A 22,493-nucleotide genomic window follows, 5' to 3' on the forward strand; every position below is an offset into this window, starting at 1 on the left:
CCCCTGCTCACCGACCGAAAGATACTCATCATGGCCCGCATCACCGTCGAAGACTGTCTGCTTCAGATTCCCAACCGATTCCAGCTCGTGCTGGCCGCCACATACCGTGCGCGCATGCTGAGCCAAGGCCACGCGCCCAAGATCGAGAGCAAGAACAAGCCCGCCGTGACCGCCCTGCGCGAAATCGCGGAAGGCAAGATCGGCATCGAAATGCTCAAGAAAGTGCCGGGCTGATCTGACGCAGCCCTGCAACGAAAAGGCACCGCAAAGCGGTGCTTTTTTTATGTCTGGACGCGTCCATGGAATGGTCACGCTAAAGTGGTAGCCATGAGCGCGGTTGCCAAACATCAGTCCCAAGCCCCCACGGGCGTGCCGAAGCCGAGCCCGGCGGCACTGAATGCGGCTGCCGCAAGCTTCGCTGCATTGACGGCACGCCTCGACTACCTGGGCCCCGAAGACACCGAACTGGTTCGCCGCGCCTACCGCTTCGCCGATGAGGCCCACCTGGGCCAATTGCGCAACAGCGGCGAGCCGTACATCACCCACCCCATCGCCGTGGCGGCGCAATGCGCCGAGTGGAAGCTCGATGCCCAGGCGCTGATGGCAGCACTGCTGCACGACGCCATCGAAGATTGCGGAGTCACCAAGCCCGAGCTGATCGAGCGCTTCGGCGCCCCGGTGGCCGAACTGGTCGACGGGCTCACCAAGCTCGACAAGCTGCAGTTCAATACCCGCGAAGAGAACCAGGCCGAGTCGTTTCGCAAGATGCTCCTGGCCATGGCGCGCGATGTGCGCGTCATCCTGGTCAAGCTGGCCGACCGCACGCACAACATGCGCACGCTGGCCGATGCGCCGCGCGAGAAATGGGCTCGGATCTCGCGCGAAACGCTCGAGATCTACGCGCCCATCGCGCACCGCCTCGGCCTGAACCAGACCTACCGCGAACTGCAGGAGTTGTCGTTCCGGCACCTCAAGCCCTGGCGCTACGCGACGCTGTCCAAAGCGGTGGCGAAGGCGCGCGGGCGACGACGAGACTTGATCCAGAAGGTGCAGAAGGAAGTCGAAGCAGCCTTCTCCTCCGCGGGCATGACGCTGCGGATCGCAGGGCGTGAGAAAACGCTCTATTCCATCTACCGCAAGATGGAAGAAAAGCACCTGAGCTTCGCCCAGGTGACCGACATCTACGGCTTCCGGCTGATCGTGCCGAACGTGATCGCGTGCTACACGGGCTTAGGCATCCTTCACCAGATGTACAAGCCGCTGCCCGGCAAGTTCAAGGACCACATTGCGATCGCCAAGCTCAACGGCTACCAATCGCTGCACACGACGCTGGTGGGTCCGGCCGGCGTGAGCGTCGAGTTCCAGCTGCGTACCGAGGCCATGCACGTGGTGGCCGAGTCCGGCGTGGCGGCGCACTGGCTCTACAAGGCGGCCGAGCCGAACGGGGCGAGCAACGACCGGCTGGGCACGAAGTGGCTGCAGTCGCTGCTCGACATCCAGGACGAGACGCGCGACGCCGCTGAGTTCTGGGACCACGTCAAGGTCGACCTGTTCCCCGACGCGGTCTACGTCTTCACGCCCAAGAGCCAGATCATGGCCCTGCCGCGCGGCGCGACGGTTGTCGACTTCGCCTACGCCATCCACAGCAACATCGGCGACCACACCTCGGCGGCGCGCATCAATGGCGACCAGGTGCCGCTGCGCACCGAGCTCAAGAACGGCGATGTGGTGGAAGTGATCACGGCGCCGGTGTCGACGCCCAATCCCGCCTGGCTCGGGTTCGTTCGAACCGGTCGGGCGCGCTCCAAGATCCGTCACTACCTGAAGACTCTGGCGCATGCCGAATCCGAAGGTCTCGGCGAAAAGCTGCTTGCGCAGGCGCTGCGTGCCGAAGGCCTCGGCAAGCTGCCCGACGAGGACGAGGAACACCAGGCGCTGTGGGAAAAGCTGCTGCGCTTCACCGGCAACCGCAACCGCGCGGAATTGCTGACCGACATCGGCCTAGGCAAGCGCATTGCGAGCATCGTCGCCAAGCGGCTCATGGCGCTTCTCGCCGAGTTGGGCGAACGGCCCGACGCACTGCTGCTGAGCCGCGAACGCTTCATCTCGCACGAGACCGTGTCGCAGGGCGCGGTCACCCTCGACGGCAGCGAGAACTCGTCCGTGCGCTTTGCCTTGTGCTGCCGCCCCATTCCCGGCGACCAGATCGTGGGCTACCTCGGGCACGGCGAAGGACTGGTGGTGCACACCGAAGATTGCGGCGTTGGCCAACGCTTGCGCCACAAGGACAGCGAGCGCTTCTTCGCGGTCGAATGGGCAGACGAGCCGACGCGTGCCTTCGAGACCGGCGTGGTGATCACGGTTCGCAACGACAAGGGCGTGCTGGCGCGCGTGGCGGCCACGCTGGCGGATGCTGAAGCTGACATCACACACGTGGAAATGGCCGACGAGACCCCGCAGGACTCGACCGACCTTCGCTTCGTGATCGCAGTGCGCGACCGCACGCACCTCGATGCCGTGCTGCGCGCCGCCCGGCGGACTGCGTCGGTGCTGACCGCGGCGCGAACTGTTCCGGCCCTCTAAAAAAGCGGGCCGCGCTTCGCGCCAATCAGTCCGCGGCCGGACGCGGCGCCGGATAACTCACCGACAGTATTTCCACCTCGTGCGCCCCACCCGGCGTCACGAGCTTCACCACGTCGCCCTCGCGCGACTTGAGCAGGGCACGCGCGATCGGAGAAATCCAGCTGACTTGCGACTGGGCGCTGTCCGCCTCGTCGATGCCGAGGATCGTGATGGTGCGCTCGTCGTCGCCGGTCTCGTCGACATAGCGGACCGTGGCGCCGAAGAAAATCTGGTCGCTGCCATGGTGCACAGATGGATCGGTGACCTCGGCAATCTCGAGGCGCTTGGTGAGAAATCGAATGCGCCGGTCGATCTCGCGCAGACGCTTCTTGCCGTAGAGATAGTCGCCGTTCTCCGAGCGGTCGCCGTTCTTGGCGGCCCAGTGCACTGCCTCGACGACCTTCGGGCGCTCCTCGTCCATCAGCTGGAGCAACTCATCGCGAAGGCGTGCGTAGCCCGCCGGAGTGATGTAGTTCCTGCTGCCGGCCGGCAGCGGAGGCGCTGCGTTGTCGGCACCGTCGTCGTCCGCGTCGTTGTCGGTTTCCTTGGTGAATGCCTTGTTCAACGAAGAGCCTTTTGAATATGAAAAACGGGTGGAGCTGATTGCGACTCCAAAGCGTACGAGCATCTGGCACGGCGCACTTCGAGCGTGCAATGTATGGACCTCCACAGGGCACGTCCAGCAAGACCGCTATGTACACTCAAGCGCTACAACAACCGCGAGGAACCACATGATCGGAGCCAGGAACGAAGGGTACTGCCACTGCTGCAGATCGACAGCAGTGTTTGAGATAACGGGCCCCTGGTTGCGAGACGAGTACCTCTGCATGTCCTGCCGCTCGATTCCTCGGCAGCGGCATCTTCAACTCATCCTGGACACGTACTTCCCTGGTTGGGAAAGCCAGAAGATCCATGAGTCCTCGCCCTCGAATGGGCTGATCGGCCAACTTTGCCCCGGCTACTCTTATTCGTTCTATTTTGACGAAGAACATATCGGACAAGAGGTCAACGGCAGGCGCTGCGAGAACCTAGAGCATCTGACCTTCGTGGACGGGTCATTCGACCTGTTCCTGACACAGGATGTGTTCGAACATGTCTTCGATCCAGCGAAGGCCGCCAAGGAAATCATGCGAGTGCTCAAGCCTGGAGGCGCGCATGTGTTCACTGCGCCGAAGCACAAGGGAATGAGGAAGAGCTTTCAACGTGCGGCGTTCGAAAGCTCGCAGATTGTCCATTTCGCGGAAGAGGCCTATCACGGCAATCCTGTCGGTGACGGCAAGGCGCTGGTGACATGGGACTACGGCGACGATTTCGAGTTCTTGCTCAACACCTGGTGCGGTTATCCGCTGGCTACCTACATCACGCGCGATCGATCGCTTGGCATCGATGGCGAGTTCCTCGAGGTGTTCGTCATGAGGAAGCCGTTGTAGGGCCAGCGTACGCCATCGAGTCAACCCAGGTCCGAGCGCTTACAGTCGAATGTCATTGTCGGCTCGACGCCTCGCAATACGGGCACCTTGTTGACGAAGACGACCCCAACCCTGGCCAGTTGCCACTCGCCGGCCTTGTACAACTTGAATAGGTTCGTGACCTCATCTCCGGCGGTGGGAATGGAATTGAAGAGATAGACAGGCTCGCCGGAGGAGGTCCCCTCCATATTCACGAGTTCGGCGCGCATCTTGCCCATGGTCTCGGTGTCCTTCGTCCTGGAGCGAACGATGTCCATGTTGACGGTTCGCGAGTGCTCGTCGATGGCGATGCGGCGAATCCAGTGGAAAGCGCCGCCCGCGCCGCCGGAACCTGGCACGCATGCGATGGTCCCCGCAGACACCGAGCTCGCAGCCGAAAGCAGCAGGAGCAACCGGCATGCGAGCCGCGTGATTCGAGTGTTCATGGTTGGGACTTTAGCGCCCATACGCCAGAGGAAAAACGTGCACCTATGCACCGGCCCCAGATCCGCGCTCAGGCACGCGGTGCCCCAAAAGAAAATGGCCTAGAAGGTAAACCTTCTAGGCCATTGAGAGAGTGGTGCGGCTGGCAGGAATTGAACCCACGACCCCTTGGTTCGTAGCCAAGTACTCTATCCAACTGAGCTACAGCCGCACAGCTTGCAAGTATAGCATGCGTTTTTTGACCTTCCGGACCCGCATCATCGAAATTTGAGAATGCGGTGCACATCGATGCGATCGGGAGCCACAACTGCGGCTCGGACGCCGGCTTCATGGGACCAAGCCTGCCGATCGAAGTGAGTGTTCGAGGGGTCTCCGCCCATCGTCATTCGTCCGGGATGCTGGCCGATGCGTAGCCACCCAGGAACACCTGGACCGCGCGGCGCGTCGCTTCTCGCAGTTCCCTGCGGGTCAGCGGCCCCTGCATGCCGAGAAGGCTCGGCCTGACGGTTTCAGAATCCAGCAGGGCCATCAAATGGCCGGCCGCCACATGCGGATCAGCCTTGCGCAGCCGGCCATTGCGCATCTGCCGTTCCAGGAAACCCGCCAGTGCGGCAATGCCCTTCTTGGGCCCGCCTTCGAAGAAAAGCCGCCCGATGTCGCTGCGGCCGGCTTCTGCTATCACCGCCCTCTGCGCCTGGATCACCTCTTGCGAGCACACCACGGCCAATACCTTCTCGCCGAAGCGCTGCAGCACACGTTCAATGTCGTCATCGCCCTCTTCGGCCAGCGCCGTGAAGATCGGGTCGAAGTGGCTCTTGGCCGAGGCATGGATCACGGCGACGAACAGCTCCTCCTTGGAGCTGAAGTATCCGTAGAGCGTGGCCCTCGAACCGCCGACGCGCGCGGCGATCTCCACCATCGAAGCCCCCTCGAACCCCAGTTCCCTGAAGACCTCCGATGCCACCTGAACGATGGCCTCGCGCTTGGCTTCGGTTTTGACCCGCATCTCGCGCCTCCTTATTTCTGAACACAAGTGATCATTATTGATTGACAGCACCTGAAAGTCAAAATACATTTCAGTACAGCACTGTCCATTTAAAAGTTGTCGGACGTGCCACGGATCTACCGCACTTCCCCAGGAGAATCTCCATGCGCCCCCCTCTCGCCTACCGGCTGACGTTTGCCGCAACGCTCGCGTCCACCTGCCTGCTCGTCGCCTGCGGCAAGCCGCCGGGCGGTCCGCCGCCGACGCCCGGCACGCCCGAAGTCGGCATCGTCACGGTGCAGCTGCAGCGCGTGGCCATCACGACCGACTTGCCGGGTCGCACCGTGCCCTTCCTCATTGCCGACGTGCGGCCGCAGGTCGGCGGCATCGTGAAAGCACGCAAGTTCCGCGAAGGCAGCAACGTGAAGGCCGGAGAGGCGCTCTACCAGATCGACCCCGCCACGTACAAGGCCACCTACGAAAGCAACGTTGCCGCGCTCGCCAAGGCGCAAGCCAGCCTGCGCACCACGCGGCTCAAGGCCGAGCGATACAAGGAGCTTGTGGCCATCAAGGCGGTGAGCCAGCAGGACTACGACGACGCCGCAGCCTCGCTGCAGCAAGGTGAAGCGGACGTCGCCTCTGCGAAGGCGAATGTAGAGATGAGCCGCATCAATCTTGCCTATGCGAGCATCGACGCGCCGATCTCGGGACGCATCGGCAAGTCGACGGTCACGCCCGGGGCACTCGTCACCGCCAACCAGCCGACTTCGCTTGCGACCATCCAGCAGCTCGATCCGATCTATGTCGACGTGACGCAACCCAGCGCCGCGGTGCTGCAGCTCAAGCAGGCGATGGGTCGCGGCGACCTTCAGAAGAGCGGCGCCAATGCTGCCAGGGTGCAGTTGATGCTGGAAGACGGCAGTGTGTATCCGCTCGAAGGCAAGCTCGAGTTCTCCGACGTCACCGTGGACCAGAGCACCGGGGCCATCACGCTGCGTGCGGTGTTCCCCAATCCGAAGGCGGACCTGCTGCCCGGCATGTACGTTCGTGCCGTGCTGCAGGAAGGTGTGAAGGAGCAGGCGCTCATGGTGCCGCAGCAAGCGGTGTCGCGCGACGGCACCGGCAAGCCGATGGCCTACGTGGTGGATGCCCAGCACAAGCTGCAGCGGCGAGTGCTCGAGACCGAACGCGCCATCGGCGACCAGTGGCTGGTGCGCAGCGGCCTGCAGGCCGGCGACAAGCTCGTGGTGGACGGCCAGCAGCACGCGGCGCCGGGCGTCGAGGTGAAGACCGTGCAATGGAATCCCAAGCCCAAGCCCGGCACCGGCACCGAAACGGCCGAGGCTGCTCCCGCCGAGCCAGCCGCTGCGGGCAACTGATCGCGAAAGACATCCATGGCACGTTTCTTCATCGACCGCCCCATCTTCGCGTGGGTCATCGCCATCATCGTGATGCTGGGCGGCGTCATGTCCATCGTCACCCTCCCGATCGCGCAGTACCCGAGCATCGCGCCGCCTGCCGTCGCCATCACCGCCAAGTATCCCGGCGCTTCCGCCAAGACGCTGGAGGACACCGTCACCCAGGTCATCGAGCAGAAGATGAAGGGCCTCGACAATCTGAGCTACATGGCCTCGACCAGCGAGTCGTCGGGCTCGGTCACCATCACGCTCACCTTCGAGAACGGCACCGACCCCGACACTGCCCAGGTGCAGGTACAGAACAAGCTCTCGCTGGCCACGCCTCTGCTGCCCCAGGAGGTGCAGCAGCAAGGCGTGATCGTCAGCAAGTCGGCAACCAACTTCCTGAACGTGCTGGCCTTCACCTCCGAGGACGGCAGCATGAACGGCGCCGACCTGTCGGACTACGTGGCCGCGAACGTGCAGGACGCCATCAGCCGCGTCGAAGGCGTGGGTGACACCACGCTCCTCGGTTCGCAGTACGCCATGCGTGTGTGGCTCGATCCGAACAAGCTTGTCAACTTCAAGCTCACGCCACTGGACGTGAAGAACGCAATCCAGGCCCAGAACGCGCAGGTGTCGGCCGGGCAGCTCGGCGGCCTGCCTGCGGACGGCAACCAGCAGCTCAACGCGACGATCACTTCGCAGACGCGCCTGAAGACCGCGCAGGAGTTCGAGGACATCCTGCTGCTCACCCAGACCAACGGCGCCCAGGTCCGTCTGCGCGACGTGGCCCGCATCGAACTCGGCAGCGAGTCATACAACATCGTCGGCCGCTACAACGGCAAATCGGCCGCCGGCCTGGCCATCAAGCTGGCCACGGGCGCCAATGCGCTGGACACCGTGAAGGCCATCGATGCCCGGGTGGCCGAGCTCGAGAAGTTCTTTCCGCAGGGCATGAAGGTGCACAAGCCCTACGACACCACGCCCTTCGTGCGGATCTCCATCGAGGAGGTGGTGCACACGCTGATCGAAGCCGTGGTGCTGGTGTTCCTGGTGATGTACCTTTTCATGCAGAACTTCCGCGCCACGCTCATCCCCACCATCGCCGTGCCCGTGGTGCTGCTGGGCACCTTCGGCGTGCTCTCGGCTTTCGGCTTCACCATCAACACGCTGACCATGTTTGCGATGGTGCTGGCCATCGGTCTGCTGGTCGACGACGCGATCGTGGTGGTCGAGAATGTCGAGCGGGTAATGACGGAGGAAGGCCTCTCGCCGAAAGAGGCAACGCGCAAGTCGATGGACCAGATCACCGGCGCACTGGTTGGCGTGGCTTTGGTGCTGGCCGCGGTGTTCGTGCCGATGGCATTCTTCGGTGGCTCCACGGGGGTGATCTACCGGCAGTTCTCGATCACCATCGTCTCGGCGATGACGCTGTCGGTGCTGGTGGCGCTGGTGCTCACGCCCGCCCTGTGCGCGACGCTGCTAAAGCCGGTGGCCAAGGGCCACGCCATGACGAACACAGGCTTCTTCGGCTGGTTCAACCGCAGCTTCGACCGCGGCAATCACCGCTACCAGGGAATCGTGCGGCACATTGTGGGAAAGGGATGGCGCTACATGGCGCTGTATGCGGTGCTGCTGGCCGCAGTGGTATTCGGCTTCATGAAGCTGCCTGTGGGCTTCCTGCCGGACGAGGACCAGGGCACGATGTTCACGCTGGTGCAGTTGCCGGCGGGTGCGACGAAGGCGCGCACGCAGGAAGTGCTCCAGCAGGTCGAGCATCACTTCCTTGTCGACCAGAAGGAAGCGGTCGCCAGCGTCTTCACGGCGGCGGGCTTCAGCTTCGCGGGCAGCGGACAGAACACCGGCATCGTCTTCGTCAGTCTCAAGCCCTGGGACGAGCGCAAGGGCGAAGCACTGAGCGTGACGGGCGTGGCAGCGAAGGCCGGTGCCTTCTTGAACACGATCCGCGACGCGAAGGTGTTTGCCTTCGCACCGCCGGCCGTGGCGGAGCTGGGCAACGCGACCGGCTTCGACCTGATGCTGCAAGACCGCGCCAATCTGGGCCACGAGGCCCTGATGCAGGCGCGCAACCAGTTGATTGCCACGCTGGCCAAGGACCCGCGCCTGGTGGCCGTGCGTCCCAACGGGATGGAAGACACGCCCGAATTCAGGCTCGAAATCGATCCGCACAAGGCGCAGGCCCAGGGCCTTTCGATGAGCGACATCAACGACACCTTCTCTGCTGCTTGGGGCAGCAGCTATGTCAACGACTTCATCGACAAGGGCCGCGTAAAGAAGGTGATGCTGCAGGCCGATGCGCAGTACCGCATGCTGCCCGAGGACATCGATCGATGGTACGTGCGCAACAGCGCCGGATCCATGGTGCCCTTCACCTCCTTCGCCAAGTCGAGCTGGAGTTCGGGCTCGCCGCGGCTGGAACGCTACAACGGAGTTCCGTCCGTTCAAATCCTGGGCATGGCGGCGCCGGGAGCCGCGTCCAGCGGCGAGGCGCTCGCCATCGTGGAAGCAGCGGTCGCAAAGTTGCCTGCCGGCATCGGCTACGAATGGACCGGCCTGTCGCGCCAGGAAAAGGAATCGAGCGGCCAGACCGGCCTGCTCTACGGGCTGTCGATCCTGATCGTGTTCCTCTGCCTGGCCGCGCTCTACGAGAGCTGGGCCATCCCGTTCTCGGTGATCATGGTCGTGCCGCTCGGCGTGCTGGGCGCACTGGCCGGCGCGCTCCTGACGTGGAAGATGAACGACGTCTATTTCCAAGTCGGCCTGCTCACCACCATCGGCTTGGCGTCTAAGAACGCCATCCTGATCGTGGAGTTCGCGAAAGACCTCCACGCACAAGGCAAGGGACTGGTCGAATCCGCGCTGGAGGCGGCGCGCCTGCGCCTGCGCCCCATCCTCATGACCTCGCTGGCCTTCATCCTCGGCGTGCTGCCGCTGGTCCTTGGCAGCGGTGCCGGGGCCGGCGCACAGCATGCGCTGGGCACGGCCGTGATCGGCGGCATGTTGTCAGGCACCGTCCTCGCAATCTTCTTCGTGCCTCTTTTCTTCGTGCTGGTGCGCGGGCTCTTCAAGGGCAAGGACCGAAGCGGTTCCCCCGCGCACGACACGCATGCACAACCGGCCACGGCCGCATCCTGAGGTGTCCGTCATGAATCTGTTGCGTTTCACACCGCTCGCGCTCGCCGCCCTGATGGCCGGCTGCAGCCTGATGCCCGCCTACCAGCAGCCGGCAGCCCCCGTGCCCGGCAAGTTCGCCGGCGACGCGAGCGGCGACCCGGCGCCCACGGCGGTTGCCGATCTCGGCTGGCGCGAGGTGTTCACCGATCCCTCGCTTCAGCGCGTGATCGAGATGAGCCTTGCAAACAACCACGACCTGCGCGTGGCGGTACTCAACATCGAGAAGGCCCGCGCCCAATACCGGGTGCAGGACGCGGCGCTTTTTCCAGCCGTCAACGCCAGCGGCGGCGGCAGCGGCAGCCGCACACCGGCCGACCTGTCGTCCGCGGGCGAGGCGCTCACCGCGCGCCAGTACAGCGTATCTCTTGGATTCAGCGCCTACGAGATCGACCTGTTCGGCCGCGTGCGCAGCCTGAGCGAACAGGCGCTGCAGCAGTTTTTCTCCACGGCCGAGGCTCGCCGCAGCACGCAGATCAGCCTGGTGGCCGAGGTGGCGACCAGCTACCTCACGCTGGCCGCCGACCAGGACCGGCTGAAGCTTGCGCGCGACACGCTGCAGAGCCAGAGCGACTCCTACCGGCTCAACCAGCGCAGCTTCGAGCTGGGCGTGGCGTCGGCGCTCACCCTGAGCCAGGCGCAGACCAGCGTCGATGCAGCGCGCGTGGATGTCGAGCGCTACACCGCGCAGGTTGCGCAGGACCGCAACGCGCTGGTGCTGCTCGTGGGCACGGAGGTCCCGCAGCACCTGCTGCCCCAAACGCTGCCCGAGGGTGCAACGGCCTCTGCGAGCCCCCTTGCCACCATACCGCCAGGCCTGCCGTCGGAGCTGCTGCAGCGGCGCCCCGATATCCTGCAGGCCGAGCGCGAGCTCAAGGCCGCCAACGCGTACATCGGCGCGGCGCGCGCGGCCTTCTATCCACGCATCACCCTCACCGCTTTGGCAGGCACGTCGAGCGGCGAACTCTCGGGCTTGTTCAAGGGCGGCTCCGGCAGCTGGAGCTTCGCACCGCAGATCTCGATGCCGATCTTCGACGGCGGCACCAACCGCGCGAACCTGAAGATCGCCACCGTGAACCGCGACATCTCGGTGGCGCAGTACGAGAAGGCCATCCGGACGGCGTTCCGCGAGGTTTCGGATGCCCTGGCACAGCGGAGCACCCTCGGGCGCCAACTCGATGCGCAGCAGTCGCTGGTGAACGCAACGGCAGACAGCTACCGCCTTTCGCAGGCGCGCTTCCAGCGCGGCACCGACAGTTACCTGAGCGTGCTCGACTCGCAGCGCTCGCTCTACACCGCCCAGCAGGACCTGATCGGCACGCGACTGTCGCGCCTCACCAACCTGACGACCTTCTACAAGACGATGGGCGGCGGTTGGGTCGAAACCTCGGAAAACCCGATGACCGGGGCCCTCGCACGCACCACGGAACCGGCGTCATGAGGCGCGTTCGATTGCGCTCCCGAACAAATCGAGTACTCCCCAAAAAACCCGATCGCACGTAATTCATCACGCAGCTGAAACAACGAAATGAGCTCCCAATCAGAACCCGATCCCGGTCCGGTCAACGATGAGTTGCGCCGGAACCAAGTGCTGGATGCCGCGGCGGAATGTTTCCGTCGGGAAGGCTTTCATGGCAGCAGCACCGCCACCATCTGCCAGGTTGCCGGTATCAGCCCGGCCGGCCTCTATCGCTACTTCGCCTGCAAGGAAGCGATGGTCGAAGCCATTGCCGAACGCGAGGAAAGCGACATGGCCGAACTCGTGCGCCGCATGGAACAGGACTTGGGCGGTGGAAACCTCGCGACCCGGTTGATTCGCCGGACTCAAGAGATGGTCGAGCGCAACAGCGATCCGGCTTCTGTCGGGCTGATGCTTGAGCTGGCAGCCGAAGCGGCGCGAAACCCAGCTGTCGCAAAGATCCTGCAGAGGACAGATCGTGCAGTCAAAAAGCGTTTTCTGGACATGGCGCGGCGCATCGGTCTGCCGTCAGGACTGGACGAAACGACGCTCATGAATCGCATGGACATGATCGCGGCGCTGTTCAGCGGCTTGGCGTTTCGCTCCATCGTCGATCCGCGGCGAGACCGTGCCACCGTGGTGGACATGACCAACGAGCAGGTACGACTCCTGATCGGGTCAACGCCATGAGCGCGCTTCACCCGCATCCGCGGCGCATCGTGGTGGTGGGAGGCGGCGTCGCCGGCTTGATCCTCGCGACCCGCCTGGGGCGCACGCTCGGCGCGACAGGGCGTGCCGCGATCACCCTTGTCGACCGAAGCCCGACGCATCTCTGGAAGCCCATGCTGCACACCATCGCCGCAGGGACCTGGAATGCCTATCAACAGCAGGTTCAGTATCTGACGCATGCGCGGGCCCATCACTTCAGCTATGTGCCCGGCGAACTCGACGGCATCGACCGCGCCGCTCGACGCATCCATCTGGCGCCGATCCGGCTGGAAGGAGAAACGGTGGCGGAAGCTCGCGAACTGGCATACGACGCACTCGTGCTGGCGCTGGGCAGCAGTGCCAACGACTTCGGTACTCCGGGGGTCAACGAACATTGCCATAGGATAGACAGCCAGGAGCAGGCAGATGCCTTCAACAGGCGCTTGCGTGCACACGTGGCGCGCAGCTTCGTGAGCGGGAACCACATCGATGTCGCGATCGTGGGCGGCGGCGCAACAGGCGTGGAACTGGCCGCCGAGATGAGCCGCATGGTCGAGCTTGCTGCCAGCTATGGAACCGAGACCGGCATTCGCCAGCGCCTCCGCCTGACGTTGCTGGAAGGCGCGCCCCGAATACTCAACGCTTTTCCGGAAGCAATTTCGATCTTGGCATCGACGCAGTTGCGCGCGCTGGGGATCGACGTTCGCGCCGGGGTGCGGGTCATGGCAGCCGACTCCGAAGGATTCGTGCTTGAAAGCGGGGAGCGGATCAACGCCACTCTCAAGGTGTGGGCGGCCGGCATCCGAGCGGCCGACGGCATCGCAGGCAGCGAGCTCGAACTGAACAAACTCGGCCAAGTGGTGGTGACGCCGAGCCTGCTGGCCAATGGCGAAGATTGCATCTTCGCCATTGGCGATTGCGCCAGCCTGGTTCTGCAAGACGCCGAGCGACCGCTTCCTTCGACAGCCCAGGTCGCCAACCAGCAAGCACTGCATCTGGCAAGACATCTTCCGGCATGGTTGTCCGGGAGACAGGTGCCGCCCTTCAGCTTTCGCGATTTCGGCGCTCTCGTTTCACTCAGTGACTACAACGCCTTTGGAACACTGGGACGCTTCGGCTTTTTCCGTGGCGGCTTTATCAGGGGCCGCTTCGCACAGTTGAGCCATGCCCTGCTCTATCGCAATCATCAGCTTTCATTGCATGGCCCCGGCCGCGCGTTGCTGCTATGGGTGGCTGAGCGGATCAACGCGCTGGTGAATCCGAAGATCCGGATCAGTTGAAGAACAGCAAAGATCTGGCGGACGAAGGCTGCGGCATGAATCAAAAAAGGAAAAAAATGAATTCCCGGACGCGTAAACCCAAGCCATGCGGTCCACCGAGATGGTGGGAGACCATGGCAGGCGCGCCTTTGGCGTATTTCATGATCCTGGGCGCCTTGTTCGGGGCACTGTTTCTTCTCAAGAAGCTACTCATGACTTAGGAGGCCTGCTATGAAGAACTCGTTGCAGTCCCGTTCCCCGGCATGGACCCCATGAACTGAAACAACGCCTCGAGCTCGGTCGATTTGTCGAAGATCGCGTCCGCTCCGAGCGCCAGGCACTGCGCTCGGATGTCAGGAGTGGCGTAGTTGGACAGGATGACGACCCGCTGATGTGGCTTTCGATCCTTGCAACCCCGCAGCACCCCGAGCCCAGACCCCTCTTTCAAGAACATATCAACCACGGCGATATCCCACATGCCGTCGTGCGTTGTCATCCAGTGCACGGCCTCGAGTTCGGTCTCGGCAGCGCCAAGCACACGTGCGTTGGTCAACTCCTCGAGGGTCGGGATCAGTTGGTCTCGGATCGTTTTGTTGTCTTCCACGAGAAAGGCGATGAGTGCCACAGTGATCCTCTCCAGTTGTTGCATCCGACACTAAGCGCAGTGGCATTTCGCCCGGTGGTCAATCCACTTCTGAACCTGTCGGACAGGCACCTAAGAAGAGAGCCAGCCGGCACAACCAGTGCACACAGCAAGCTGCTGATGGGCATCCCTCTCAGGTACGAGTCCACCGGGCAACGAACGATGCGTGAAGAGTCCTACCTCGCGCGGCGTTGCAGATGCTCATACAAGCGGTGCTGGCTTGCTCCTACGCAACACCGGAATCGTTGGATCGAATGTTCATGCATGAAAACTCATTCCCTCCAGCTCACGGCAGGCCGCTGCGGCGCCTTCCTCGCCATCGCGGCAGGCCTTGCTTTGCCCGCCGCCGCCCAGTCCACAGGTAGCCCCAAGGGCTCTGCGCCGGGGCCGACCAGCGATGCACAGAAGGCGCCTGCATCTCGCGCACCCACCACCGGATTCGGGGACAGCGGAAAAATCGTGACCGACCAGGAGACGGTGAAGAGCCGCTCGCAGACGGCGAATTCCCCCGGCAACGCCGGCTCGGCCCCATCGACGTCCGATAAGGCCGACAAGGCGTCAGGTCACTCGAGCCGGGGTGTAGGCCCGCAAGGTGCGGGAGCTGCGGCCAAGCCGCCTCCGCAGTAACGCCCTTTCACTTTCTCAATATTCCTCAACCGAAGGACCACGTCATGGCAACAAGCAGCATCCTGGGCGGCGAACGCCCGCCCATCGAACCCAAGGGGACCGACGAGGACAGCCTTGGCCCCAGCGACTCCAGCGACAGCGGCAGCGACGCAGCGGGCACCGGTTCAAGCCGTGCTTCCTCCGAGGCAGGGCTCGAAGAGCCCACAAATTCGGACATCCTGCCGGACCGGATCGGTGTGATCCCCGAAGCGGCACACGAAGCATCGACGGCTGTAGACGATCCAGAAGCGGCCAGTGCCGAAGAGCTTGCCGACGACAGCGGGAGCGACGACGAAGACGACGAGACCGCTTGATGGCCGCCCTCCCTGCGCGAGCCGTCTCCATGCGACCGCCCTCCCCTGAACGCATCGAACAGGCCCTTCGCGATGTCTTCGGGCACAGCCGGCTCCGAAGCGGTCAGGGCGATGTCATCCAGCGGGTCTTGGCCGGCGCGTCCACGCTTGCGGTGATGCCCACGGGCGCAGGCAAGTCCCTTTGTTATCAACTGCCAGCCGTGCTGTTCGAAGGCTTGACGGTCGTCGTGTCGCCGCTCATTGCCTTGATGAAGGACCAGTGCGAAAGGTTGCGCGACCTGGGTGTGCACGCGGTGCAGGTGAACAGCGCGGTGAACTCGGATGACCTTGCGCAAGCCGCACGCAATGTCGCCAACGGCAACGCCCGCATCGTACTGACGACGCCGGAGCGCCTGTGCGAACCGGAATTTCTCCGGCTGCTGGGCACGCGTCACGTGGCATTGGTCGTCGTTGACGAAGCGCATTGCATCTCGCAGTGGGGACATGATTTCCGACCCGCCTTCCTGGAAATAGGCCCTGCCATCCGGACGCTGGGCAACCCGACGGTGCTGGCACTGACGGCCACCGCGGGTGACGGCGTGGCGGCCGACGTCATGAAGCTTCTGGAGATTCCGCGATCGGGCCTGATCGACACCGGCGCCTTTCGTGCCAATCTGCAATTCGCGGTGGAGCAAGCGACCGACGAAAAGGAGCGCTTGCGGCGCACCGTCGAATTCGTCCGGCAGGAGGCAGGCAACGGCATCGTCTATGCCGCCACGGTGAAAGCGGCGCAGCGGGTTTTCGAAGCGTTGAAGGCGTGCGACGAGTCCGTCGCGCTCTATCACGGCAAGCTCGGCACGCGCGAGCGCAACGCGGCGCAGGAGGCGTTCATGGCGGGCGACGTTCGGACCATGGTGGCCACCAACGCGTTCGGGATGGGCATCGACAAGGCAGATATCCGGTTCGTCCTGCATTGCCAGATGCCATCGAGCCTGCAGGCCTACTACCAGGAGGCGGGGCGTGCGGGCCGCGACGGACAGCGCGCGCGTTGCATGCTGCTCTTCCACGCCAAAGACAGAGCGGTGCAGCAGTTCTTTCTTGCGGGCAGGTATCCGCAGCTGGAAGACCTGGACGCGATCTATCGGCAACTGCTCGCCGAGCCGCCGGAGGCTACAGGCTGGACCGCAGCCGGTCTGCTGGACGCGCTGGACCGGCCGCGCACCCGGATGCAGTCAGCCATTGCCGTGCTCAAGCAGGAGCAGGTGTTGAAGGTCGATCGGCGCGGAGCCATCTCGGTGCGCCCCCGCGCCGCAGCGAGCGTCGATTTTTCAGCGGTGCTGGAGACCTACAAGGATCGGCGTCGGCAAGACCGCGAGACGCTGGAACGCATGATCTCCTATGCGCAATCGGGCCAGTGCAGGTGGCAACTGCTGCTGAACGACCTCGCGCCGGACCCGGATCGGCAACGTTGCGGTTCGTGCGACAACTGCCGACGAATCGCGGCCCTTGAGGCGGCCATGGCACAGCCGATCGTGGTGAGCGAAGACGTCGCGATCTCGGTGCGACAGAAGCCCGCCTTGGTTGCCGGCGATCCGGTGAAGGTCCGGCGATTCGGTCCGGGTGTGGTCATCGCTTCGGATTCGGCGTCGATTACCGTCGGCTTCGCGGACGGCGCGAGCCGCTGTTTTCATCCCGACTACGTGACTCGCCTGGGCCGCGCGCGGGCGCGAGGCGATGCGAAACGAGAATCTGCTGCAGAGGTCGCCTAGCCGTTATTTAGCCGCAATTGACAGTGCCGGCCAGCCACCAAAGGCATCAGGTCAGAGCGCCGCCGCGCGCAGCCGTATCGGAATGGCCTTCGACGCCGGGACCTTGCTCTTTTCCGCATGGTGCGCCAGGGGAACCAGCGGGTTGCACTCGGGGTAATACCCCCCGGCGCAGCCGGCCGGAATGTCGTATGCCGTGATGCGCAGCCCCTTGACCGTTCGCGCATGGCCGTCGTCCACCGCAGTGCTCACATCGACAAAGCCGCCGACCTCGAAACCGAAACGCTGGATGTCGCTGCGATTCATCAGCAGCACGCGACGCGTGCCGTAGATGCCGCGGAAACGGTCATCCAGGCTGTAGATCGTGGTGTTGAACTGGTCGTCACTGCGCAGCGTCATGAGTCGCAGCACGTCGGGAGCGGTCTCCGGCGTATCGGGGTCCGCAACGAGGTTGCCGTAGCCCTTGAAGTTCGCGCGCCCATTGGGTGTCTTCCATATGCGCTCGCTCGCCGGCAGAGGGCGCGGAAGACCACCAGGCGCCTCCAGGCGCTCGTTGAAGTCATGAAAAATTTCGGGCAAGGCCTGTGCAATCTGGTCGCGCACCAACGCGTAGTCTGCAACCCATTCGGTCCACGGCACCTTCGGGTTGGCCGGCAGGCTCGCCATGGCAATGCCGGCGACGATGGCCGGCTCGGACAGCAGCGTGTCCGCGGCAGGCTGCGCCACCCCTCGGGAGGCATGCATCACGCCTGTCGAATCCTCCACCGACACCGTTTGCTCTCCGCTGGCCTGGAGGTCCACCTCGATCCGACCCCGACACGGCAGCAGGTAAGACACCTCTCCGTGAATGAGGTGGCTGCGGTTGAGTTTCGTGGCCACGTGCACCGTCAAGCCCAGGCCTCGCCAGGCCGCCTCCAGCCTTTCGGTGTCCGGCGCAGCCCGCAAGAAGTTGCCGCCCAGACCGACGAAGGCGCGCACTGCGCCTGCCAACACGCCTTCACAGGTCTCCACGGTGTTGAGGCCCTTCTCCCTCGGCGGCATGAACCCATACATTTCCGCCAGCTTGTCCAACGGTGCGAGTTCCGGTTTTTCGGTGATGCCGACAGTCCGCTGACCCTGTACGTTGGAATGCCCGCGCACCGGGCAGATGCCGGCGCCCGGCCTGCCGATGTGGCCGCCGAGCAGCAAGAGGTTGGAAACCATCTGGACGTTTTCCACGCCCTTGCGGTGCTGCGTGAGGCCCATCCCGTAGATGCCGATCACGGCCTTCGCGTTCGCGAACGTAATTGCCGCGGCCTCCAGTTGAGCCTGCAGCAGGCCTGATTCCGCCTCGATCGCAGCCCACTCTGTCGTACGCAACGATGCTGCGAAGGCTTCGAAGCCCTCGGTGTGTTCCGCGATGAATGCGGCGTCGACCACGCGCGCATGCCCCTCGGCGAGCGCGCGGTCGTCGGCTGCGACAAGCGCCTTGCACAAGCCGGTCAGTGCCGCCAGATCCCCTCCGTTCTTCAGCTGCAGATACTGGGTGCTGATGTCGGTGTGCGCGGGCGTCAGCATCTCCGTGGGCGACTGTGGATTGACGAACTCGACGAGGCCGCGCTCCCGCAGCGGATTGAAGGTAACGATGGATGCGCCGCGCTTGCGCGCGTCCTGCAACTGGTGAAGCATGCGCGGGCTGCTGACGCCGGTGTTGTGACCGAAGATGAAGATCGCATCGCATTGCTCGAAATCGTCCAGACGCACGGTGCCCACCGGCACGCCGATGGTTTCAGGCAGCGCCACCGACGTGCTCTCGTGGCACATGTTCGAACTGTCGGGCAGGTTGTTGTTGCCATACAAGCGTGCGAGCAGCTGGTACATGTAGCTGGTCTCCAGCGACGCCCGACCCGAGGCGTAGAAGACGACCGACGCTGGATCCTCAACACGGAGGTCCCGCAGATGCGCGCCGATGCCGGCGAACGCCTCCTCCCAACTGGTCTCGAGGTAACGATCGGTCTGGGCGTCCCATTTCATCGGCACGGTCAGGCGCCCTCCCGCTTCGAGCTCGTGGTCGTCCCATGCCAGCAGATCGGTCACCGTGTGCTCGAGGAAGAACGCCGCCGGCAACCGCTTGCTAGTCAGCTCCCAAGCGGTTGCCTTGGCGCCGTTCTCACAGAATTCCGCAGCGTGCGGATGCTCGGGCTTGGCCCACGCACAACTCACGCAGGCGAAGCCTTCGGGCTTGTTCTGCTTCCACAGCGCCTCGGCGCCGATGATGGGGATTCGTTCGCGCAGCAGATAGGTGCCGACCGCTTTGAGCGAACCCCAACCACCTGCCGCATGGGTGTACGGCTCGAATCGCGTTTTGTCGTTCACACTGCTCCAGCTTTCTATGACGTGGGCACACCGTATGCGACCGGTCGCAACGGGTTGTAGGCCGGTGCCGAGCCGAGCTGTGGGTACAGCGCTGGCGCACCGATGCAAAAGCCCGATCTGCCGCGCCCCAGGGTCGCCACAATGCCGATCAGCAAACGGGCCCATGCGCACCCTGAAAACTTATCAAGAAGCGGCACGCGTTAACAACTCGACCTGGGTTTGTTTCCGCCTACAAGACATCGACGTCCAACCCGACACCGCGGCGCACTTCGCCTGTCCCGAATGTGTAGGGCAATTGTTTTGGAGTTGAACTGTGCGCAAAGTGACCGCCCATCTCATGCGGGAGAAAAATCAATGACCAGCGATATTTCTGCGAAGCGAAAGCTTGAGTCGTCCCGCGCCGCGCTTCTTGGGGCGATGGGCTTCACGATGACTGATACAGAGTCGGGTCCGCGAATCGTGGCCGTTGCAAAAGGCGATGGCCGTGGAGGCCTGACATGGAGTGGCCAGGCTCGACGAAGAGTCGAGCGGAGCATGCTCGGGCGCTGGTGGCGGCGAAGCCGTCTGAGCACAGTGGCCGAGGTGGGCAGGCCTCTGCTCCAAGGCTATGCCTCGAGGCACCCGGCCCGTCTGATCGCTTACGCCGCGGGTACCGGAGCGCTGATTGCCTTGTTCAAGCCTTGGCGCCTTCTGTCGCTCGGGATGGTCGCGGGATTGCTTTTCCGCAGCACGGATGTGGCGGGATTTCTCTCGGACTGTCTGGTGCCCGAATTGGGCGATACCGAAAGCCCGCGCGACGACTTTCTGGATCTGCCCTAACGCGACGTGCTGTGCGGCTTGGCTGGGACTTCGGCTTCCTCTCCGCGCTCCCCGGGATCTCCGGAAGGCTTGTTCGCCTCTCGTCCCATGCGGCTTCCTTTCTCTGGCGAGTCGATGCCGACCAGCCGGTTCTGCTCAATATTCGAGCCGCTCATCGTGCGTTGTGCGTCGTCGCCGCCGATTTCTGACTCTTCACCATTCACCGCGCCGGCGGCCTTCGCGCGTCGGCCGCTCGAGGCCGGTTCAGATGTGGGGGTGTTGGCTTTGTTCACTGTGTGCTCTTTACGTATGTGGAAAGACCGTCGATGGCTGCTGCGCTGCAAGCGCGCCGAGGCCAAGTCATAGCGGATCTTTGGACCTCATCTACTTGACTGGATGCTGGCCTGGCTGCAGGTCGGGTTCATGAACCCGTGTCGCCCGTCGCGTCCGAGTTCGTCGAACTTCGGCTCCCCTTCAAATACAGCTCCACATCGGCGGCCACTTCACCAACCTTGGAGACGGCTTGCTCGAGTTGGTCGTCCGTGACGTTGAATTCGCGCGTCCAACGCGCGCGTTGCGCTGCGTCTTGCATGTCGATGCGAGGAGTCGCGGTGTTTCCAGTGGCTGCCATGGTGTTCTCCGGAAAGGAATGAATAACGGACGGGCGAAGATCAAAGCGGAAGTGCGCGATCGCCTGCAAGCGCTGCGTGGGTCACCGCAGGACCGGAAGGCGTCAGCACGACCTTGCGGCACTCTTCCTCGGCCTTCTCGAAGATGTCGTAGCCGCGCGCGGCGTCTTCCAGGGCCATGTGGTGCGTGATGATGACTTCGGGCTTCAGGTCTCCTGCCTGGATGTGTTCGAGCAACCTGGGCATGTGCTGCTGCGCATGGGTCTGGCCCATCTTGAAGGTCAGGCCCTTCTCGAACGCATCGCCGAACAGGAAGCCGTGGATGAAGCCCGCGTACACGCCGGGCACGCTGACAACGCCGCCGCGCCGCGTGGCCGCGATGGCCTGGCGCAGCGCCTTGCCGCTGGACCCCTCCAGCTTCAGGTCGGTCATGACGGTTTCCAGCGTGCTGCCCTTGGCTTCGAACCCGACGGCGTCGATGGACGCATCCACCCCGCGGAAGTCGGTGCGCTCGATGATCGCGCCCGCGGGATCGTCGATGTCCTTGAAATTGATCGGCTCCACGCCGTAGGTCGCGCGTGCGAATTCGAGACGGTAAGCGTGTTCGTCGACCATGAAGATGCGCTCGGCGCCCAGCAGGCGGGCCGAGGCCGCGGCCATCAGGCCCACCGGCCCCGCGCCGAAGATGGCCACCGTCGAGCCGGGACCGACCTCGCCGTTGATCGCGGCCTGGTAGCCGGTGGGCAGGATGTCGGACAGGAACAGCACCTGTTCGTCGGCGAGGCCAGGCGGAATCACGAGCGGGCCCACGTTCGCCTTGGGAACGCGCACGAACTCGGCTTGGCCGCCCGGGTAGCCACCGTACAGGTGCGAATAGCCGAAGAGCCCGGCGCCCGAGCGCACGTTCTTCTTGTTGAGAATCGCGCCGCGGCCCGGATTGGTGGTCTCGCACGCGGCAAAAAGCGTGCGGCTGCAAAAGAAGCACTGTCCGCAGGCGATCGTGAACGGCACGACCACGCGATCGCCCTTCTTCAATCGCGTGACGCCCTTGCCTGTTTCTTCCACGATGCCCATGAACTCGTGGCCGAGGATGTCGCCCGACTCCATGTCCGGAATCTTGCCCCGGAAGATGTGAAGGTCCGAACCGCAGATCGCGGTGGCGGTCACGCGCAGCAGCACATCGTCTTCCTGCTCCAGCACCGGGTCGGGCACTGTCTCGACGCTGACGTTTTTGGAGGACTGGTACGTGAGGGCTTTCATGGCGCGTTCCTTAAGATGGGCGGGTGAGTTCGCTGAGTCGGCCGGTCAAACTAGGGCGCCACTTTTTTCGATGCTGTAGGAGCGCAGGCCCTGGACGTGCGCGCCCGGTCCGTCGGGATGGCCCGCGCTCTGGAACTTCGTTTCCAGCCAGGCAAGAGAGCCTGTGAATGTGCCGCGCGTCGCGCATCACACGTCAACATCGAAATGTATTGTTGGAAAGACGGGGGGAGATACAGAGCGATACGCAGGACAGGTCAAGCGGTTATCTCGCGGGCGACATTTGGATCAACCAGCCCTTCCAACAGAACCTGCCACCACGGAGATCCAATGACATCGTCGTTCCAAATGCCACGCCGAGCCTTCCTTGCCGCGACCGCGCTGAGCGCTACTGCCGCTCAGCTCGCAGCGATCACTCCCGCCTTCGCGCAGCCCGCTGGCGCGCTCAAACGCCTCGAACCGCTCAAGAGCATCGAGGCCAACGGCCTGAGCATGGGCTACTTCGAGGCCGGCCCGGCCAACGGCGCGCCGGTGATCCTTCTTCACGGCTGGCCCTACGACATCCACAT

General features: G+C 63.8%; 20 protein-coding genes and 1 tRNA gene. 12 read left to right on the forward strand and 9 right to left on the reverse strand.

What is annotated here, in order from left to right; genetic code table 11:
• Positions 1 to 30 precede the first annotated feature (30 nt).
• A complete protein-coding gene (rpoZ, locus tag RT97_RS29045; RefSeq protein WP_021009011.1) occupies positions 31 to 234 on the forward strand; it encodes a DNA-directed RNA polymerase subunit omega in 204 nt (67 codons plus the stop codon).
• A 93-nt stretch (positions 235 to 327) separates the two neighbouring features.
• Positions 328 to 2,583: a RelA/SpoT family protein gene (locus tag RT97_RS29050; protein ID WP_042582333.1), complete on the forward strand. Its 2,256-nt coding sequence runs from the start codon at positions 328 to 330 to the stop codon at positions 2,581 to 2,583.
• A 25-nt stretch (positions 2,584 to 2,608) separates the two neighbouring features.
• Here RT97_RS29050 and greB read toward each other — a convergent pair whose 3' ends face one another.
• Positions 2,609 to 3,187, reverse strand: a complete 579-nt coding sequence (gene greB / locus RT97_RS29055; protein WP_042582334.1) for a transcription elongation factor GreB — start codon at positions 3,185 to 3,187, stop codon at positions 2,609 to 2,611.
• Positions 3,188 to 3,449: 262 nt separating this feature from the next.
• Here greB and RT97_RS29060 point away from each other — a divergent pair, with 262 nt between their 5' ends.
• Positions 3,450 to 4,052 carry a class I SAM-dependent methyltransferase gene (locus RT97_RS29060; protein ID WP_253278336.1) on the forward strand — a complete coding sequence of 201 codons (603 nt, stop codon included), beginning with the start codon at positions 3,450 to 3,452 and terminating at the stop codon, positions 4,050 to 4,052.
• 20 nt (positions 4,053 to 4,072) lie between these two features.
• On the opposite strand, the gene RT97_RS29065 is transcribed toward RT97_RS29060, so the two are convergent.
• From RT97_RS29065 to RT97_RS29075, 3 genes are all read right to left on the reverse strand, one after another.
• Positions 4,073 to 4,516, reverse strand: coding sequence for a hypothetical protein (locus tag RT97_RS29065; RefSeq protein WP_042582336.1), 444 nt, complete (start codon positions 4,514 to 4,516; stop codon positions 4,073 to 4,075).
• A 132-nt stretch (positions 4,517 to 4,648) separates the two neighbouring features.
• A tRNA-Arg gene (locus RT97_RS29070) sits at positions 4,649 to 4,725 on the reverse strand.
• Positions 4,726 to 4,896: 171 nt separating this feature from the next.
• On the reverse strand, positions 4,897 to 5,520 hold the full coding sequence (locus tag RT97_RS29075; protein WP_042582337.1) for a TetR/AcrR family transcriptional regulator: 624 nt from the start codon (positions 5,518 to 5,520) through the stop codon (positions 4,897 to 4,899).
• A gap of 143 nt (positions 5,521 to 5,663) precedes the next feature.
• On the opposite strand from RT97_RS29075, the gene RT97_RS29080 reads away from it, so the two are divergent.
• The 5 genes from RT97_RS29080 (at position 5,664) to RT97_RS29100 (ending at position 13,538) form a co-directional block, all read left to right on the forward strand.
• Positions 5,664 to 6,878, forward strand: coding sequence for an efflux RND transporter periplasmic adaptor subunit (locus RT97_RS29080; RefSeq protein ID WP_042582338.1), 1,215 nt, complete (start codon positions 5,664 to 5,666; stop codon positions 6,876 to 6,878).
• A 15-nt stretch (positions 6,879 to 6,893) separates the two neighbouring features.
• A complete protein-coding gene (locus RT97_RS29085; RefSeq protein WP_042582339.1) occupies positions 6,894 to 10,055 on the forward strand; it encodes an efflux RND transporter permease subunit in 3,162 nt (1,053 codons plus the stop codon).
• 10 nt (positions 10,056 to 10,065) lie between these two features.
• Positions 10,066 to 11,532, forward strand: a complete 1,467-nt coding sequence (adeC, locus tag RT97_RS29090) for an AdeC/AdeK/OprM family multidrug efflux complex outer membrane factor (protein WP_042582340.1) — start codon at positions 10,066 to 10,068, stop codon at positions 11,530 to 11,532.
• A gap of 87 nt (positions 11,533 to 11,619) precedes the next feature.
• Positions 11,620 to 12,240 carry a TetR/AcrR family transcriptional regulator gene (locus RT97_RS29095; protein WP_042582341.1) on the forward strand — a complete coding sequence of 207 codons (621 nt, stop codon included), beginning with the start codon at positions 11,620 to 11,622 and terminating at the stop codon, positions 12,238 to 12,240.
• Positions 12,237 to 13,538 (forward strand): NAD(P)/FAD-dependent oxidoreductase, encoded by a 1,302-nt coding sequence (locus RT97_RS29100; protein ID WP_042582342.1) that lies wholly within the window; start codon positions 12,237 to 12,239, stop codon positions 13,536 to 13,538. Before RT97_RS29095 ends, RT97_RS29100 begins: the two co-directional genes overlap by 4 nt.
• 208 nt (positions 13,539 to 13,746) lie before the next feature.
• Here the strand turns inward: RT97_RS29100 and RT97_RS29105 are convergent, their stop codons facing one another.
• The gene (locus RT97_RS29105) at positions 13,747 to 14,142 is read right to left on the reverse strand and encodes a response regulator (protein WP_042582350.1); all 396 of its coding nucleotides are present in this window, start codon (positions 14,140 to 14,142) and stop codon (positions 13,747 to 13,749) included.
• 689 nt (positions 14,143 to 14,831) lie between these two features.
• Here RT97_RS29105 and RT97_RS29110 point away from each other — a divergent pair.
• Both RT97_RS29110 and RT97_RS29115 read left to right on the forward strand, forming a co-directional pair.
• A complete protein-coding gene (locus RT97_RS29110; protein WP_042582343.1) occupies positions 14,832 to 15,140 on the forward strand; it encodes a hypothetical protein in 309 nt (102 codons plus the stop codon).
• Complete coding sequence (locus RT97_RS29115) at positions 15,140 to 16,888, forward strand: RecQ family ATP-dependent DNA helicase (RefSeq protein WP_042582344.1); 1,749 nt, start codon at positions 15,140 to 15,142, stop codon at positions 16,886 to 16,888. The genes RT97_RS29110 and RT97_RS29115 overlap by 1 nt, the downstream gene beginning before the upstream one ends.
• Positions 16,889 to 16,939: 51 nt before the next feature.
• Here the strand turns inward: RT97_RS29115 and RT97_RS29120 are convergent, their stop codons facing one another.
• Positions 16,940 to 19,240, reverse strand: coding sequence for an FdhF/YdeP family oxidoreductase (locus RT97_RS29120; protein ID WP_042582345.1), 2,301 nt, complete (start codon positions 19,238 to 19,240; stop codon positions 16,940 to 16,942).
• Between the two features lie 354 nt (positions 19,241 to 19,594).
• On the opposite strand from RT97_RS29120, the gene RT97_RS33270 reads away from it, so the two are divergent.
• On the forward strand, positions 19,595 to 20,059 hold the full coding sequence (locus RT97_RS33270) for a hypothetical protein (protein WP_155403929.1): 465 nt from the start codon (positions 19,595 to 19,597) through the stop codon (positions 20,057 to 20,059).
• Here RT97_RS33270 and RT97_RS33275 read toward each other — a convergent pair.
• From RT97_RS33275 to RT97_RS29135, 3 genes are all read right to left on the reverse strand, one after another.
• Positions 20,056 to 20,331: a hypothetical protein gene (locus RT97_RS33275; RefSeq protein WP_155403930.1), complete on the reverse strand. Its 276-nt coding sequence runs from the start codon at positions 20,329 to 20,331 to the stop codon at positions 20,056 to 20,058. The two genes, RT97_RS33270 and RT97_RS33275, sit on opposite strands and share 4 nt — an antisense overlap.
• 128 nt (positions 20,332 to 20,459) lie before the next feature.
• Positions 20,460 to 20,669 carry a DUF3606 domain-containing protein gene (locus RT97_RS29130; RefSeq protein WP_042582346.1) on the reverse strand — a complete coding sequence of 70 codons (210 nt, stop codon included), beginning with the start codon at positions 20,667 to 20,669 and terminating at the stop codon, positions 20,460 to 20,462.
• Positions 20,670 to 20,709: 40 nt separating this feature from the next.
• Positions 20,710 to 21,927, reverse strand: a complete 1,218-nt coding sequence (locus RT97_RS29135) for a zinc-dependent alcohol dehydrogenase (protein WP_042582347.1) — start codon at positions 21,925 to 21,927, stop codon at positions 20,710 to 20,712.
• Between the two features lie 327 nt (positions 21,928 to 22,254).
• Between RT97_RS29135 and RT97_RS29140 the strand changes: the two genes are divergently transcribed.
• The coding region (locus RT97_RS29140; protein WP_042582348.1) for an alpha/beta fold hydrolase at positions 22,255 to 22,493 on the forward strand (239 nt) is incomplete at its 3' end.

It is taken from the genome of Variovorax paradoxus, from assembly GCF_000834655.1.
GTDB classification, from domain to species: domain Bacteria; phylum Pseudomonadota; class Gammaproteobacteria; order Burkholderiales; family Burkholderiaceae_C; genus Variovorax; species Variovorax paradoxus_F.